Here is a 13937-nt window from a genome sequence, read left to right as displayed (position 1 = left end):
TAATTTCTAAACCGGTACCCCAGTGCCTGACCCGCAGGGTCAGGTGGGGCGGCCATCCGACCGGTTTACCGGTTTTGGCTAAAAGTTAAACGCTACCACGCTTAGCGATAGACGCAAACGCAGCAAAGTAATCCGGGAAAGTCTTCGCGACACACTTAGGGTCATTAATCCGCACCTTGGCGCCCTTCCGGATAAACCCATCCAGCGAGGCCAACGAGAAGCACATCGCCATGCGGTGGTCGTCATAAGTATCAATAGTGGCCGGCATCAGCGTACGCGGGGCAGTAACGGACAGCCAATCAGCGCCCTCCTCCACCTTCGCACCCAGCTTGCGCAGCTCAGTCGCCATGGCTGTCAGGCGGTCGGTTTCCTTCACACGCCAGGAGGCGATATTGCGCAAGGTGGTGGTGCCTTCAGCGTACAACGCAGCTACTGCGATCGTCATGGCGGCGTCGGGGATGTGGTTGAAGTCCATATCCACCGCCTTCAGCGGGCCGTTAGCGCTGGCCTCAATCCAGTTATCGCCCATGGTGATGGTCGCGCCCATCTGCTCCAGCGCTTGCGCAAAGCGCACATCGCCCTGGATGGAGTCACGGCCCACACCCTGCACGCGCAGCGGGCCACGGCCAATCGCGCCGGCAGCCAGGAAGTAGGACGCGCTGGAAGCGTCGCCTTCCACGTGGATGGTGCCCGGGCTCTGGTAAACCTGCCCCGCCGGGATGGTGAACGACGCCCAGCCATCCTGCTCCACCACGGCGCCGAAGCGGCGCATCAGGTTCAGCGTAATCTCGATATACGGCTTGGAAATCAGCTCGCCCTCAACCGCGATAGTGATGGCCTGCTCGCGCGCCATCAGCGGCGCCACCATCAGCAGCGCAGTCAGGAACTGGCTCGACACATCGCCGCGCACCGACAGGCGCTGCGACTTGAACTCGCCAGTGCGGATGTGCAGCGGCGGATAGCCCTTGTTCATCGTGTATTCGATATCGGCGCCGGCCGCGTTCAGCGCGTCCACCAGGTCGCCGATCGGGCGTTCGTGCATGCGCGGCACGCCGTGCACCTTGTAGTCGCCGCCGATCACCGCCAGCGCGGCGGTCAGCGGACGGATGGCGGTGCCGGCATTGCCCATGAACAGGTCGGCAGTGCGCAGCGGCCAGTTGCCCTTCACGCCCTGCACTACGTGCACAGTGCTGTCGCCATCGCGTTCTTCGGTCCAGTCCACGCCCAGCGAGCGCAGCGCGGCCAGCATCACGGCGGTGTCGTCGGAGGCCAGCAGGTCGACCACGCGGGTCTCGCCCTCCGCCAGCGCGGCCAGCAGCAGGATGCGGTTGGAAATCGATTTGGAGCCAGGCAGTCGCACCACGCCTTCGACGTGGGCGACCGGCAGCAGGTCCAGGTAATGCGGATATTCAGTCATGCGTGTTCCTTATTCTGCCGCCGCGTCTTTCGGTTGCGGCGGCTCGGCCGCCTCGATGGTTTCGATCCACTGCCGGCGCGCGCGCTGGGCATTGGCGTAGACCGCTTCGAGCGCGGCGGCGTCGCCAGCGGCAAGGCTGGCGCGCAAACGGGTTAATTGTGCCAGATATGCATCCAGCTCGGTCAGGAGTGCGGCCTGGTTGGCGAGGCTGATATCGCGCCACATTTCAGGCGAGCTGCCGGCGATGCGGGTGAAGTCGCGGAATCCGCTGGCAGCATATTGGAACAGCAAATCCGAGTGGGACTTGCGTTCGATGTCGTCTACCAGCGCGTAGGCCAGCAGGTGGGGAAGATGGCTGACGGCGGCGAATACTTTGTCGTGTTCTTCCGGGGTCAGGGTGTGGATGATGGCGCCGCAATCGCGCCAGGCTTTGGCGACGCGCTCCACGGCTTCCGGGGCGTTCTCGGCCAGTGGCGTGATGACGGTCTTTTTGCCGCGGTACAGGTCGGCGATGGCGGCATCCGGGCCATTGGTCTCTCGGCCGGCGATCGGGTGGCCCGGCACGAACTGCGCTACACGGTCGCCCAGTGCGGCGCGCGCCGAAGCGACCACGTCGCACTTGGTGCTGCCGGCGTCGGTGACAACGGTGGCGGGATCGAGGTAAGGCTTGATTGCTGCCAGAATGCGGCCAGTCTGCGCCACCGGCGCAGCCAGCAGCACCAGGTCGGCGCCAGCCAGCGCGTCAGCCAGGCCGGCGGCGTTGGCGCCCGGCAGGCCGCTATCGATGATGCCCAGTTCCAGCGCGCGGGCCATGTAGGCCACCGAGCGCTCGACGCCGACGATGTGATGCACGGCGCCAGCCCGCTTCAGCGCCCGCGCAAACGAGCCGCCGATCAGGCCAACGCCGAAAATGACTACCTTGTTAAGCACGGTCCTCCGCCAGCGCCTTGCGCAGCGCAGTGATCAGCACCGCATTTTCTTGCGGCAGGCCGATGGAAATACGCAGCCACTGCGGCAGGCCGTAGTTGCCCACCGGGCGCACGATCACGCCCTGCTTCAGCAGCGCCAGGTTGATGCGCGCACCGGCGGCATCGTCGTTACCCACGCGCACCAGCACGAAGTTGCCGTAAGAAGGCACATACTCCAGGCCCAGTTCCTTGAACGCTTCCACGAACTGCTCGTAGCCGGCGGCGTTATTGGCGGCCGACTTCTCCAGGAACTCCTTGTCGTTCAGCGCAGCAATCGCGGCGGCTTGCGCCAGCGAGTTGACGTTGAACGGCTGGCGGATGCGGTTCATCAGGTCGGTCACTTCCGGCTGCGCCAGCGCGAAGCCGACGCGCAGGCCGGCCAGGCCGTAGGCCTTGGAGAAGGTGCGCGATACCAGCAGGTTCGGGTACTTCTTGACCCAGGCGGCGGATTCGTACTGGTCTTCCTTCTTCAGGAATTCGTTGTACGCCTCGTCCAGCACCACAACCACGTGCGCCGGCACTTTCTGCAGGAAGGCTTCGATCTCGGCGCCGGAAATGAAGGTACCGGTCGGGTTGTTCGGGTTGGCGATGAACACCAGCTTGGTGTCCGCCTCGATCGCGGCAGCCATGGCGTCCAGGTCGTGGCCGTGGTTCTTGGCCGGCACCACGATGTGGCGCGCGCCGATGCCCTGGGTCGCCAGCGCGTACACGGCGAAGGAATACTGCGAGTACACCACGGACTGGCCGCGCTCAACGAAAGCGTGGGCGGCGATTTCCAGGATGTCGTTGGAGCCGTTGCCCAGGGTGATCCAGTCCATCGGCACGTCGTAGCGCTTGGACAGCGCCATCTTCAGGTCGAAGGCGTTGGCATCCGGGTAGCGGCCCAGCTCCGCGGCGGCAGCGGCCATGGCCTTCTGCGCCGATTCAGGCACGCCGAACGGGTTTTCATTGGATGCCAGTTTGACGATGTTCTCTTCCTGCAGGCCGAATTCGCGCGCCACTTCGGAGATTGGCTTGCCTGCCTGGTAAGGGGCGATTGCGCGAACGTATTCAGGGCCGTAATTCTTGGACATGGATCTAATCTCTTAAAAAGTCAGGTGAGGCTGGTCGGGTAGGAGCCCAGCACTTTGAAGAAGGCAGCATTGTCCTTGAGTTCGGCCAACGCCTTTGCCACGGACGGGTCTTGTACGTGCCCTTCCACGTCTACATAAAAATAATATTCCCAGGTGCCCATGCGCGCCGGACGCGATTCGAAGCGCGTCATCGATACGCCGTGCTTGGACAGTGGCGCCAGCAGGTGGTACACCGCGCCGGCCTTGTTCGGTACCGCCAGCACCATCGAGGTGTGGTCCTTGCCGGACGGGTTGGTCTGCAGGCTGCCGATCACCACGAAGCGGGTCCGGTTGTGCGGGTCGTCCTGGATGTGGGCGTGGGTGACGCCCAGGCCGTACTGGGAGCCGGCGTGCTCGCTGGCGATGGCGGCGATGGTCGCGTCCTGGCCCGCCATGCGCGCGGCTTCGGCGTTCGAGGCCACGGCGCGGCGCTCGATATTCGGAAAATTCTGGTTCAGCCACACCTGGCACTGCGCCAGCGCCTGCGAATGGGCGCAGATCACCTTGACGCCTTCCATGGAGCCGGTCTTGGTCATCAGGCTATGGTGGACGGCAATCGCGATCTCGCCGCTGATCAGGCATGGGGTGGCCAGCATCAGGTCCAGCGTGCGGTTGACCGCGCCTTCGGACGAGTTCTCGACCGGCACCACGCCGAAATCGGCGGTACCCGCCTCGGTGGCGCGGAACACTTCGTCGATGGAGGCGCAAGGCAGCGCTTCAATCGCGGTGCCGAACTGCGCGTACACGGCCTGCTCGCTGAAAGTGCCGGCCGGGCCGAGGAAGGCCACGGTCACGCGGCGCTCCAGCGCGCGGCAAGCCGACATGATTTCGCGGAAGATGGTTTGCACTTCTCGCGCGCCCAGCGGGCCGGGGTTGCGCTCGGCCACGCCGCGCAGCACCTGGGCCTCGCGTTCGGGACGGAAGACGGGCGCGTTGGTCTCGGCCTTCACATGGCCAACCTGCTCCGCCACTTTGGCGCGCTCATTCAGCAGCGCCAGGATTTGCGCGTCGATCGAATCGATCTTCTCGCGCAAGGGTTTCAATTTGTCACTCATTTTCTGCCTGCAAATTCGTTGAGGTAGTCGACCAGCGCTTGCACGCCCTCGATCGGCATCGCGTTATAAATCGATGCCCGCATACCACCGACGGACTTGTGGCCCTTCAGCTGCAATAGCCCGCGCGCCTTCGCGCCGGCCAGGAATGCTTCGTTCTGCGATTCGTCGCGCAAATAGAACGGGATGTTCATGCGCGAGCGGTATTCTTTTGCGACGCGGTTCTGGTAGAAGTCGTCGGCGTCGAGCGCCTGGTACAGCAGCTCGGCTTTCTCAATATTACGCTTTTCCATGGCGGCCACGCCGCCCTGCTTTTTCAGCCACTGGAACACCAGGCCGGCGATATAGATGCCGTAGGTGGGTGGCGTGTTGTACATCGATTCATTCTCCGCCACGTTCTTGAAATCGAACGCGGACGGGCAGAATGGCAGCGCCTTGCCGATCAGGTCATCGCGCACGATGACCACGGTCACGCCGGCCGGGCCGATATTCTTTTGCGCGCCGCCGAAGATGACACCGTACTTGCTCACGTCCACAGGGCGCGACAAGATGTGCGAGGACATATCGGCCACCAGCGGGGTATCGCCCTGCACGGTCGGCACGAAGTTGAACTCAACGCCATCGATGGTTTCGTTGGTGCAGACGTGCAGGTAGGACGCGCCAGGGGTCAGCTTCCACTCCGCCTGGTCGGGCACGCGGTCGAATTTGGTCGCCTGCGACGATGCGGCCACGTTCACGCGAGCATAGCGTGCGGCCTCCTTGATCGACTTGGACGACCAGGAACCGGTCTGCACAAAGTCGATGGTGCTGTCGGCGCCGCCGCACAGGTTCATCGGCAGCACGGCGTTCTGCGACAGGCCGCCACCCTGCATGAACAGGATCTTGTAGTTGTCCGGCACCGCCAGCAGCTCGCGCAGGTCGCGCTCCGCGGCGCGGTAGATCGAAATGAACTCCGGCCCGCGGTGGCTCATCTCCATGACGGACATCCCGCTGCCCTGCCAGTCCAGCATTTCAGCGGCCGCCTGTTGCAGCACTTCCTTAGGCAGCACGGCCGGGCCGGCGGAGAAATTGTAGATGTTCGCCACGATACTATCCTTCTGTTACTTGAATTGTTCGACGATGCGCTTGGCGCGCTCCTGCGTCAGCTTCTGTGCGGCCTGGGCGCTCTCCATCATCAGCACCGGCATGACTTCCAGCGATTTCTTGCCGGCCGGGGTACGGTAGAAGGCGGTCAAGGCCTTGACGTCGTCGGCCGTGAAATGGCGCACGTACAGCGGCACCACTTCCGCAAACAGCTCATCAACCAATTTCGGGTCGCTCAGTTCCTTCTGGATTCCAGAAGCGATCAACGGCAAACGGCGTTCCACGTTTGCCATTTCCGCCTTGCGCTGCTCCTCATTGAGCTGGGGGTTGTTACGGACGGCGGCCTCCGCGCGTGCACGCAGGATTTGCGGCATTGCCTTGGACATGTTCTGCATCGCCGCAACCATATTGGCGCGGGCGTTGGTGGCATCCAGCAGCTCACGTACTGCCGCCTCGCTCGGCGGACCGGCATGGGCAATGGCTGCAACAGCAAAAATCGCGATGGCGAACGCCGTCTTCTTCATACCAGCTCCTTATTTGTCTTTGAACTGCTCCATGGCTTTCTGCAGACGTGGAGTAGTAATGCGCTGGCTGATCGCCATCGACTCCGCCATTACCTGCGGCATCATCTGCATGTTCTTCTGCCCGACCGGGGTGCGGTAGTAGGCAGCCATCTGCTTCAATTCTTCGGCGGTGAAATGGCGCGAATACAGCGACACCATTTCATTTTCCATATCCGCCATCATGCCCGGGTCCTGCAGCACGCCGACCAGTACCGCGACCACTTTCGGCATTTCGGCTTCCATCTTCGCCAGGCGATCCTTGCGCTCAGCTTCGGTCAGCTTCTTGACGGACACAGACGACTCAATCTGCTGGCGAATCAGGACCGGCAGGGACTTCCCCATCTGGTCCATGGACGCCTGCCAGGTGCGGCGGAAGTTCATGGCATCCAGCAGCTCATGCACGGCGGCGACATTGGCCGCGACCGGCGCCGGCGCAGCGTCAGCCGCAAATGCGCCTTGCGACAAGGCCAAGGAAGTCAGTAGCGCTACGACGATTTTCTTCATTGCTTATTTGTTTTTTGATTTTTTTGGGGGGTTAAAAAAACTAACGGGCCCGGCCTGAATGCTCAGACGGGGCCCGTTGCGGGTCAGCCTTATTCGGCTGCTGCGCCGCCTTCTGCGTCTGCCTCTGCCTCAACCTCCGGCTCGTCGGCGTCGGCTTCAACGATACGTTGCAAGCCCGAGAGCTTGGTGCCGTCCTCCACCGCGATCAGGGTCACGCCCTGGGTAGCACGGCCCATCTCACGGATCTCCGACACGCGGGTGCGGATCAGCACACCGCCGGTGGTGATCAGCATGATCTCGTCGGTCTTGGTGACCAGGGTCGCCGCCACCACCTTGCCATTACGCTCGGAGGTCTGGATCGCGATCATGCCCTTGGTGCCACGGCCGTGACGGGTGTACTCGGTGATCGGGGTACGCTTGCCGAAACCGTTCTCGGTCGCGGTCAGCACCGACTGCTCTTCGTTCTCCGCCACCAGCAGCGCGATCACGCTCTGGCCTTCTTCCAGGTTCATGCCGCGCACACCACGCGCGGTACGGCCCATTGGACGCACGTCGTTCTCGTCGAAGCGCACGGCCTTGCCGGCGTCGGAGAACAGCATCACGTCGTGCTGGCCATCGGTCAGCGCCGCACCGATCAGGAAGTCGCCCTCGTCCAGGTCGACAGCGATAATGCCGGCCTTACGCGGGTTGGAGAAGTCCTTCAGCGGGGTCTTCTTCACAGTACCCAGGCTGGTCGACATGAACACGTAGTGATCTTCCGGGAAGGTACGGTTTTCGCCCGACAGCGGCAGCACCACGGTGATCTTCTCGTTGTCCTGCAGTGGGAACATGTTCACGATCGGCTTGCCGCGCGAAGTACGCGAGCCTTGCGGCACTTCCCACACCTTCAGCCAGTACATGCGGCCGCGGTTGGAGAAGCACAGGATGTAGTCGTGCGTGTTGGCGATGAACAGCTGGTCGATCCAGTCTTCATCTTTGGTCGCTGCCGCCTGCTTGCCACGACCGCCGCGCTTCTGGGCGCGGTATTCGGACAGCGGCTGGGCCTTCATATAGCCCATGTGCGACAAGGTCACCACCATGTCCTGCGGCGTGATCAGGTCCTCGGTTTCCAGGTCTGTCGCGTTGTTCTCGATGTTCGAGCGGCGCGGATCCTTGTCGCCGAATTCCAGCTTGGAGGCGTTCAGTTCGTCGGTAATGATGGCGGTCACGCGGGCCGGCTTGGACAGGATGTCCAGCAGGTCGGCGATCAGGGCCATCACTTCCTTGTACTCGTTGACGATCTTGTCCTGCTCCAGACCGGTCAGGCGCTGCAGACGCATTTGCAGGATTTCGCCTGCCTGGTCGTCGGACAGCTTGTACAGGCCATCCTGCTGCATGCCGTAGTGCTTCGGCAGGTGCTCTGGACGGAAGGCTTCGATGCCAGCCTGGCCTTCGTCGCCGGTACGCTTCAGCATCTCGCGCACCAGGGACGAATCCCAGGCGCGGTTCATCAGTTCCTGCTTCGCGATCGGCGGAGTCGGAGCTGCCTTGATGATGGCGATGAATTCGTCGATGTTCGCCAGCGCCACTGCCAGGCCTTCCAGCACGTGGCCGCGCTCGCGCGCCTTGCGCAGTTCGAAGATGGTACGGCGGGTAACGACTTCGCGGCGGTGCGACAGGAAGGTCGCCAGCAGGTCCTTCAGGTTCATCAGCTTCGGCTGGCCGTCCACCAGGGCGACCATGTTCATGCCGAAGGTGTCCTGCAACTGGGTCTGCTTGTACAGGTTGTTCAGCACCACTTCCGGCACTTCACCGCGTTTCAGCTCGATCACCACGCGCATGCCCGACTTGTCGGACTCGTCGCGGATGTCGGAAATGCCTTCCAGCTTCTTGTCGCGCACGTTCTCGGCGATGCGCTCCAGCAGGGACTTCTTATTGACCTGGTACGGCAGCTCGTCCACGATGATCGCGGTGCGGCCGCCTTCCTTGCCGTATTCCTCGAAGTGGGTCTTGGCGCGCATCACCACGCGGCCACGGCCGGTGCGGTAGCCATCGCGCACGCCCGACACGCCGTAAATGGTGCCGCCGGTCGGGAAGTCCGGCGCCGGGATGATTTCGATCAGCTCATCGATCGAGCAATCCGGGTTGGACAGCACGTGCAGCGCGCCGTTGATCACTTCCGTCAGGTTATGCGGAGGGATGTTGGTCGCCATACCCACTGCAATACCGGACGAACCGTTGATCAGCAGGTTAGGAATCTTGGTCGGCAGGACGGTCGGCTCTTTCTCCTTGCCGTCGTAGTTCGGCGCGAAATCGACAGTTTCCTTGTCGATGTCGGCCAGCAGCTCGGTCGAGATCTTGTCCAGGCGGCACTCGGTGTAACGCATCGCCGCGGCGTTGTCGCCGTCGATGGAACCGAAGTTACCCTGGCCGTCCACCAGCATGTAGCGCAGGGAGAAGTCCTGCGCCATACGCACCAGCGTGTCGTAAATCGACGCGTCGCCGTGCGGGTGGTATTTACCCATGACTTCACCCACGACACGGGCGCATTTCACGTAAGGACGGTTCCACACGTTGTTCAGTTCGTGCATCCCGAACAGGACGCGGCGGTGCACAGGCTTCAGGCCATCGCGAGCGTCAGGCAGGGCTCGACCCACGATCACGCTCATGGCGTAATCGAGGTAGCTCTTGCGCATCTCTTCTTCGAGGGAAATTGGGATTGTTTCTTTAGCGAATTGATCCATTGGCGGGTCGATCTATATTGTCCAGACACACAAGCCTGCGATTTTAGCATGGCGCCCGGTGCGAGGGACGAAAGTCATTGGGTTGACACAAATGCCAACTATTATGGCCATCGCGTTGCAACAAAACAACATTTTGGTCGGATGCGTGAAACCTCCCTGTTCCTGCGCTTTTGATGAGGTTTTGCAAACTATGGCAAAATGGACTGGAAACTAATGGATTTCCCCCGGATAAGGACAAGATCAATATGAATAAACTGTTCGCCACCCTGATCGCCGCATCTTCCGTGCTGGCTGGCTCCGCACTGGCCCAGGAAAAACCGACCGCCCCGCCATTCGCGCCGGTTACCGTCGACATCAAAGCCCCAACCCCGAAGAGCGCCTACGTGCAGGATGCGCGCGGCATCATCGCCCGCAACCCGTTCGGCCTGTGCTGGCGCACCGGCTACTGGACCCCGGCCGATGCAGTGCCAGGCTGCGACCTGCCGATCTGCACCCCGCCGGAGAAGCTAGAAAACGGCAAATGCGTACTGCCACCGCCGCCACCGGCACCAGCCCAGCCGCCAGTACCAGTGCAGCCTGCCCCGGCGCCGGCCCCTGCCCCGGTCCCGACTGCGGAAAAAGTCTCCTTCGCCGCTGACGCCTTCTTCGACTTCGACAAAGCCGTGCTGAAGCCCGAAGGTAAAGCCAAGCTGGACGACGTGGTCAGCAAGCTCGGCACCATCAACCTCGAAGTGATCATTGGCGTGGGCCACACCGACTCCGTCGGCACCGACGCCTACAACGACAAACTGTCGCTGCGCCGCGCAGAAGCCGTCAAAGCCTACCTGCTGAGCAAAGGCGTGGAAGCCAACCGCGTCTACACCGAAGGCAAAGGCGAAAAGCAACCGGTCGCCGACAACAAGACCGCCGAAGGCCGCGCCAAGAACCGCCGCGTGGAAATCGAGGTCGTTGGCACCAAGAAGTAATTCCCGGCGCAATTGCGCTATTCCAGCCCCGCCCTAGAGCGGGGCTTTTTTTTGCCTGAAAGCAATTGAAAATTTAGTAACTTTCTTATAGGATACGCGTCACCACAAACCCCTATAAGGAAAAATATGAAGTTCGCTCCACTGGCAATCATCGCCGCATCCTTCCTCGTTACCGGCTGCGCATCGGTCAGCATGGCCAGCAAGGAAGAATCGGCCCAGGCCAAGCAATTCAACGCCCCAGCCGCCAAGAATGCCGGCCTGTACGTGTACCGCAACAGCTTCGTTGGCGGTGCGCTGAAGAAAGACATCTGGGTTGACGGCAAGTGCCTGGGCGAAAGCGCAGCCGACGTGTTCTTCTACACCCAGGTTGAAGGCGGCAAAATGATCAAGGTTTCCACCGAATCCGAATTCTCCCCGAACGACCTGGAACTGAAGGTCGATTCCGGCAAGAACTACTTCGTCCGCCAATACATCAAGATGGGCGTATTCGTCGGCGGCGCCGGCGTTGAGCAGATGACCGAAGAGCAAGGCAAGGCCGATATCGCCAAGCTCGAAATGGCAAAACCAGGCTCCTGCAGCGGCGCAAAGTCCTAAATAGCCCTGCGGTGCTTTGGCCCCGCCAAAAAGTCCAGTATCATCCCGCCTATGAACGCCGACCCATTAGAACTTCAAAAATTCAGTGAGCTGGCCCACCATTGGTGGGATCCCACTTCCGAATTCAAGCCCCTGCACGAAATCAATCCACTGCGCCTGGAATGGATCAACGCCCGCGCCCCACTGGCCGGGAAAAACGTAATCGATATCGGCTGCGGCGGGGGCATCCTGTCCGAGTCCATGGCCAAAAAAGGCGCCAAGGTGACCGGCATCGACCTGTCCGAAAAAGCGCTGAAGGTAGCCGACCTGCATAGCCTGGAATCCGGCGTGCCGGTGCGCTACAAGCTGATCGCCGCCGAAGACATGGCCGCCGCCGAGCCGGGCCAGTACGACGTGGTGACCTGTATGGAAATGCTGGAACACGTGCCCGATCCGGGCGCCATCGTGCGCGCCGCCGCCACCCTGGTCAAACCGGGCGGCCACGTATTCTTCTCGACCCTGAACCGTAACGCCAAGGCCTACCTGTTCGCCGTGATCGGCGCCGAGTACCTGCTGCGCATGCTCCCCAAGGGCACGCACGATTACGAAAAGTTCATCACCCCAGCGGAACTGTCGCAATATATCCGCACGGCAGGATTGCAAGTAGATGCCTTGAAAGGCATGGGCTACAATCCGCTCACCAAGGTCTATTCCTTGAATAACGACACCAGTGTTAACTACCTGGTAGCCTGCACCCGCCCGGAATAAAGCACCACCCCACCATGAGCCTGACCCAAGCCCCGCGCGCCATCCTGTTCGACCTGGATGGCACACTGGCCGATACCGCCCCCGACCTGGCGGCCGCCATCAACCTGCTGCGCACCGTGCGCGGGCTGGAACCGACGCCGTACGAGATCCTGCGCCCGCAGGCATCGCACGGCGCCCGCGGCATGATCGGCGTCTCCTTCGGCCTGATGCCGCAGGACGAAGGCTTTAACGAGCTGCGCGACGGCTTTTTCAGCAATTACGAAGCCGCCATGGCGGTGCACAGCACCCTGTTCGACGGCGTGCACGAACTGCTGGCCGGGATTGCCGACGCCGGCCTGCGCTGGGGCATCGTCACCAACAAGCCGGCCCGCTTCACCGACCCGCTGGTACCGCAGATCGGCCTGGGCCAGGCCAGCTGCGTGGTTTCCGGCGATACCACCCCGCACGCCAAGCCCCACCCTGCCCCGCTGCTGGAAGCCGCCGCCCGCCTGGGCCTGGCGCCGGAAGACTGCTGGTACGTGGGCGACGACCTGCGCGACATCCAGGCCGGCCACGCCGCCGGCATGCGCACCGTGGCATGCCAATGGGGCTACTGCGGCGCGATCGAACCAGCCACATGGGGCGCCGACCATTTGCTGGCAACGCCGGCAGATTTGCTCGCCCTGATCCGCGCAACTGTACCATCGCCGACACCATTAGCAGCTTAGCAATCGCAAGGAACTTGCTCAATAGCAATAAGTTTCTATACTATAGTAAGTAGCGATTACAGAATTACAGGATTGTGGAGACTATATGGACGGGCAAGACAACATTGAGGCAGCGCTACCGCCGCGTAGCAGCGCTCCACAGCGCTGGGATGCCTCTGTTGCCGAGAGCCGTTTCTACTGGTACGACCTGCTCGTCAACGACATGCAGGTGCCGGATTTCCGCGACCCGATCGGCCGCTACCAGCGCCGCATGCAGTTCGCGCTCGACGCGACCATGGAAAAGCAGCTGCTGTTCTTCGTCGTGGCCCGCCCGCGCATCCGCTTTGACAGCAAAAAAGGCGTCAGCTGGGGCTTCTTTGGCCTGAAACTGAATGTGCCCTTGCTGGTCGGTCCCGAAAACCGCAAGGAATCGATCACCATGGAGCTGGAGGTGCCGTTCGAGGCCACCTTCAAAAAGCCCGTGGTCGCCCTGCACGACAAGTACATCACCCTGAACTGGGGCGCGCTGACCGAGTGTTTCTCGATCCACGACCTGCTGCAGCGCTTCCCGCACGATATGAAGTTCGACAGCATCGTGCAGTACGTCGGCATTACGCGCGACCCGCAAGCCAAGCTGGCCAAGGGCCGCTACCCTGCGGTGAACCGCATCGTAGAGGAAAACGAGCACACTTTTGACACCTTCCTGCTGGTCAAGCGCATGGATGTCAAAGTGCAAACCAATGCCGCCGATGACATCCTGGGTGAAGCGTCCCCGCGCTCGCATGTGGAGATGATGGAAGCGGCGCTGATCCGCTACTTTGAAGGCGAAAAGCCGGCCCACCACGGCCTGATCGAGCAGAACAACCGCCGCGACCGCGTGGCGTTGCTGGTCGACACCTACCAGCTGGTTGGCATGAGAATTGACCTGGGCTTCAAGGAAGCCGACGGCTTCCACGACCTGAAGTCCTTCAATGTACCAGTATCGCGCCGCCATCTGATCGACGTCACCTTCGGCCCTGGCGGCGAGATCCGCTGCAGCCGCCTGCCCGACGACGCCCGCCCGCTCGTTTCCATCGAACCCTGACGTTCGCCAACAGATTCATGTAGAATAGAGATTCCTTCTGTGGGGACGACCTGGTTTCGACGTGGGTTGCAAAGCAGAACAGGGCATACCGAGGGCTGGTCACCTCGTAAATACATCCAGAAACAAACTAACTGCAAACGATAACTCGTACGCACTGGCAGCTTAATCGCTGACCTGCCCGACAACACCTCGCCCTTCGGGTGTGGCCGCAAGGCCGTGTTGGGTCATTTAGAAGGGATCGAACTACGAGGGTTCACTTCGAGTAGTTCTAAAATTAAGGTGAATCGTCCGTCCGCAGCGTGCACATCCGCGTCGTACGGGCTAAATTAAATGATAGTGCTAAGTATGTAGAACTGTCTGTAGAGTGCTTGCGGACGCGGGTTCGATTCCCGCCGTCTCCACCACCGTACAATGAAAAAGGCCACGCATTCGCGTGGCC

13 protein-coding genes and 1 other RNA gene are annotated in these 13937 nt (G+C 61.7%); 6 read left to right on the top strand and 8 right to left on the bottom strand.

What is annotated here, in order from left to right:
- Positions 1-85: 85 nt before the first annotated feature.
- From aroA to gyrA, 8 genes are all read right to left on the bottom strand, one after another.
- Positions 86-1417: a 3-phosphoshikimate 1-carboxyvinyltransferase gene (aroA, locus tag AAHE99_RS19750; RefSeq protein WP_342119068.1), complete on the bottom strand. Its 1332-nt coding sequence runs from the start codon at positions 1415-1417 to the stop codon at positions 86-88.
- A 9-nt stretch (positions 1418-1426) separates the two neighbouring features.
- Complete coding sequence (locus tag AAHE99_RS19745; RefSeq protein WP_342119067.1) at positions 1427-2347, bottom strand: prephenate dehydrogenase; 921 nt, start codon at positions 2345-2347, stop codon at positions 1427-1429.
- Complete coding sequence (gene hisC / locus AAHE99_RS19740) at positions 2340-3458, bottom strand: histidinol-phosphate transaminase (RefSeq protein WP_342119066.1); 1119 nt, start codon at positions 3456-3458, stop codon at positions 2340-2342. Before hisC ends, AAHE99_RS19745 begins: the two co-directional genes overlap by 8 nt.
- A gap of 20 nt (positions 3459-3478) precedes the next feature.
- Positions 3479-4552: a prephenate dehydratase gene (gene pheA / locus AAHE99_RS19735; RefSeq protein WP_342119065.1), complete on the bottom strand. Its 1074-nt coding sequence runs from the start codon at positions 4550-4552 to the stop codon at positions 3479-3481.
- Entirely contained in the window at positions 4549-5634 is a 1086-nt protein-coding gene (gene serC / locus AAHE99_RS19730) for a 3-phosphoserine/phosphohydroxythreonine transaminase (RefSeq protein WP_342119064.1), read from the bottom strand. Before serC ends, pheA begins: the two co-directional genes overlap by 4 nt.
- Positions 5635-5649: 15 nt before the next feature.
- A complete protein-coding gene (locus tag AAHE99_RS19725; RefSeq protein WP_342119063.1) occupies positions 5650-6156 on the bottom strand; it encodes a DUF2059 domain-containing protein in 507 nt (168 codons plus the stop codon).
- Between the two features lie 9 nt (positions 6157-6165).
- Positions 6166-6699 (bottom strand): DUF2059 domain-containing protein, encoded by a 534-nt coding sequence (locus AAHE99_RS19720; protein ID WP_342119062.1) that lies wholly within the window; start codon positions 6697-6699, stop codon positions 6166-6168.
- 89 nt (positions 6700-6788) lie between these two features.
- Positions 6789-9422 (bottom strand): DNA gyrase subunit A, encoded by a 2634-nt coding sequence (gyrA, locus tag AAHE99_RS19715; protein WP_342119061.1) that lies wholly within the window; start codon positions 9420-9422, stop codon positions 6789-6791.
- A gap of 245 nt (positions 9423-9667) precedes the next feature.
- Here gyrA and ompA point away from each other — a divergent pair, with 245 nt between their 5' ends.
- From ompA to ssrA, 6 genes are all read left to right on the top strand, one after another.
- Entirely contained in the window at positions 9668-10387 is a 720-nt protein-coding gene (ompA, locus tag AAHE99_RS19710; RefSeq protein WP_342119060.1) for an outer membrane protein OmpA, read from the top strand.
- A gap of 126 nt (positions 10388-10513) precedes the next feature.
- Positions 10514-10981, top strand: a complete 468-nt coding sequence (locus tag AAHE99_RS19705; RefSeq protein ID WP_342119059.1) for a DUF2846 domain-containing protein — start codon at positions 10514-10516, stop codon at positions 10979-10981.
- A gap of 51 nt (positions 10982-11032) precedes the next feature.
- The gene (gene ubiG / locus AAHE99_RS19700) at positions 11033-11728 is read left to right on the top strand and encodes a bifunctional 2-polyprenyl-6-hydroxyphenol methylase/3-demethylubiquinol 3-O-methyltransferase UbiG (RefSeq protein WP_342119058.1); all 696 of its coding nucleotides are present in this window, start codon (positions 11033-11035) and stop codon (positions 11726-11728) included.
- 14 nt (positions 11729-11742) lie between these two features.
- Positions 11743-12435, top strand: a complete 693-nt coding sequence (locus tag AAHE99_RS19695) for an HAD family hydrolase (RefSeq protein ID WP_342119057.1) — start codon at positions 11743-11745, stop codon at positions 12433-12435.
- An 85-nt stretch (positions 12436-12520) separates the two neighbouring features.
- Positions 12521-13498, top strand: coding sequence for a hypothetical protein (locus AAHE99_RS19690; protein ID WP_342119056.1), 978 nt, complete (start codon positions 12521-12523; stop codon positions 13496-13498).
- Positions 13499-13539: 41 nt separating this feature from the next.
- Positions 13540-13902: a transfer-messenger RNA gene (ssrA, locus tag AAHE99_RS19685) on the top strand.
- Positions 13903-13937 lie beyond the last annotated feature (35 nt).

The organism is Pseudoduganella sp. OTU4001 (assembly GCF_038440195.1).
Classification (GTDB): domain Bacteria; phylum Pseudomonadota; class Gammaproteobacteria; order Burkholderiales; family Burkholderiaceae_D; genus Rugamonas.
The sequence above is the reverse complement of the archived record's forward strand: the minus strand, read 5'-3'. Positions and strand labels throughout refer to the sequence as shown.

Coding starts and splice junctions, on each gene's coding strand:
- aroA (WP_342119068.1), bottom strand. CDS start 1,417: ATGACTGAATATCCGCATTACCTGGACCTGCTGCCGGTCGCCCACGTC.
- hisC (WP_342119066.1), bottom strand. CDS start 3,458: ATGTCCAAGAATTACGGCCCTGAATACGTTCGCGCAATCGCCCCTTAC.
- pheA (WP_342119065.1), bottom strand. CDS start 4,552: ATGAGTGACAAATTGAAACCCTTGCGCGAGAAGATCGATTCGATCGAC.
- AAHE99_RS19725 (WP_342119063.1), bottom strand. CDS start 6,156: ATGAAGAAGACGGCGTTCGCCATCGCGATTTTTGCTGTTGCAGCCATT.
- AAHE99_RS19720 (WP_342119062.1), bottom strand. CDS start 6,699: ATGAAGAAAATCGTCGTAGCGCTACTGACTTCCTTGGCCTTGTCGCAA.
- gyrA (WP_342119061.1), bottom strand. CDS start 9,422: ATGGATCAATTCGCTAAAGAAACAATCCCAATTTCCCTCGAAGAAGAG.
- ompA (WP_342119060.1), top strand. CDS start 9,668: ATGAATAAACTGTTCGCCACCCTGATCGCCGCATCTTCCGTGCTGGCT.
- AAHE99_RS19705 (WP_342119059.1), top strand. CDS start 10,514: ATGAAGTTCGCTCCACTGGCAATCATCGCCGCATCCTTCCTCGTTACC.
- ubiG (WP_342119058.1), top strand. CDS start 11,033: ATGAACGCCGACCCATTAGAACTTCAAAAATTCAGTGAGCTGGCCCAC.
- AAHE99_RS19695 (WP_342119057.1), top strand. CDS start 11,743: ATGAGCCTGACCCAAGCCCCGCGCGCCATCCTGTTCGACCTGGATGGC.
- AAHE99_RS19690 (WP_342119056.1), top strand. CDS start 12,521: ATGGACGGGCAAGACAACATTGAGGCAGCGCTACCGCCGCGTAGCAGC.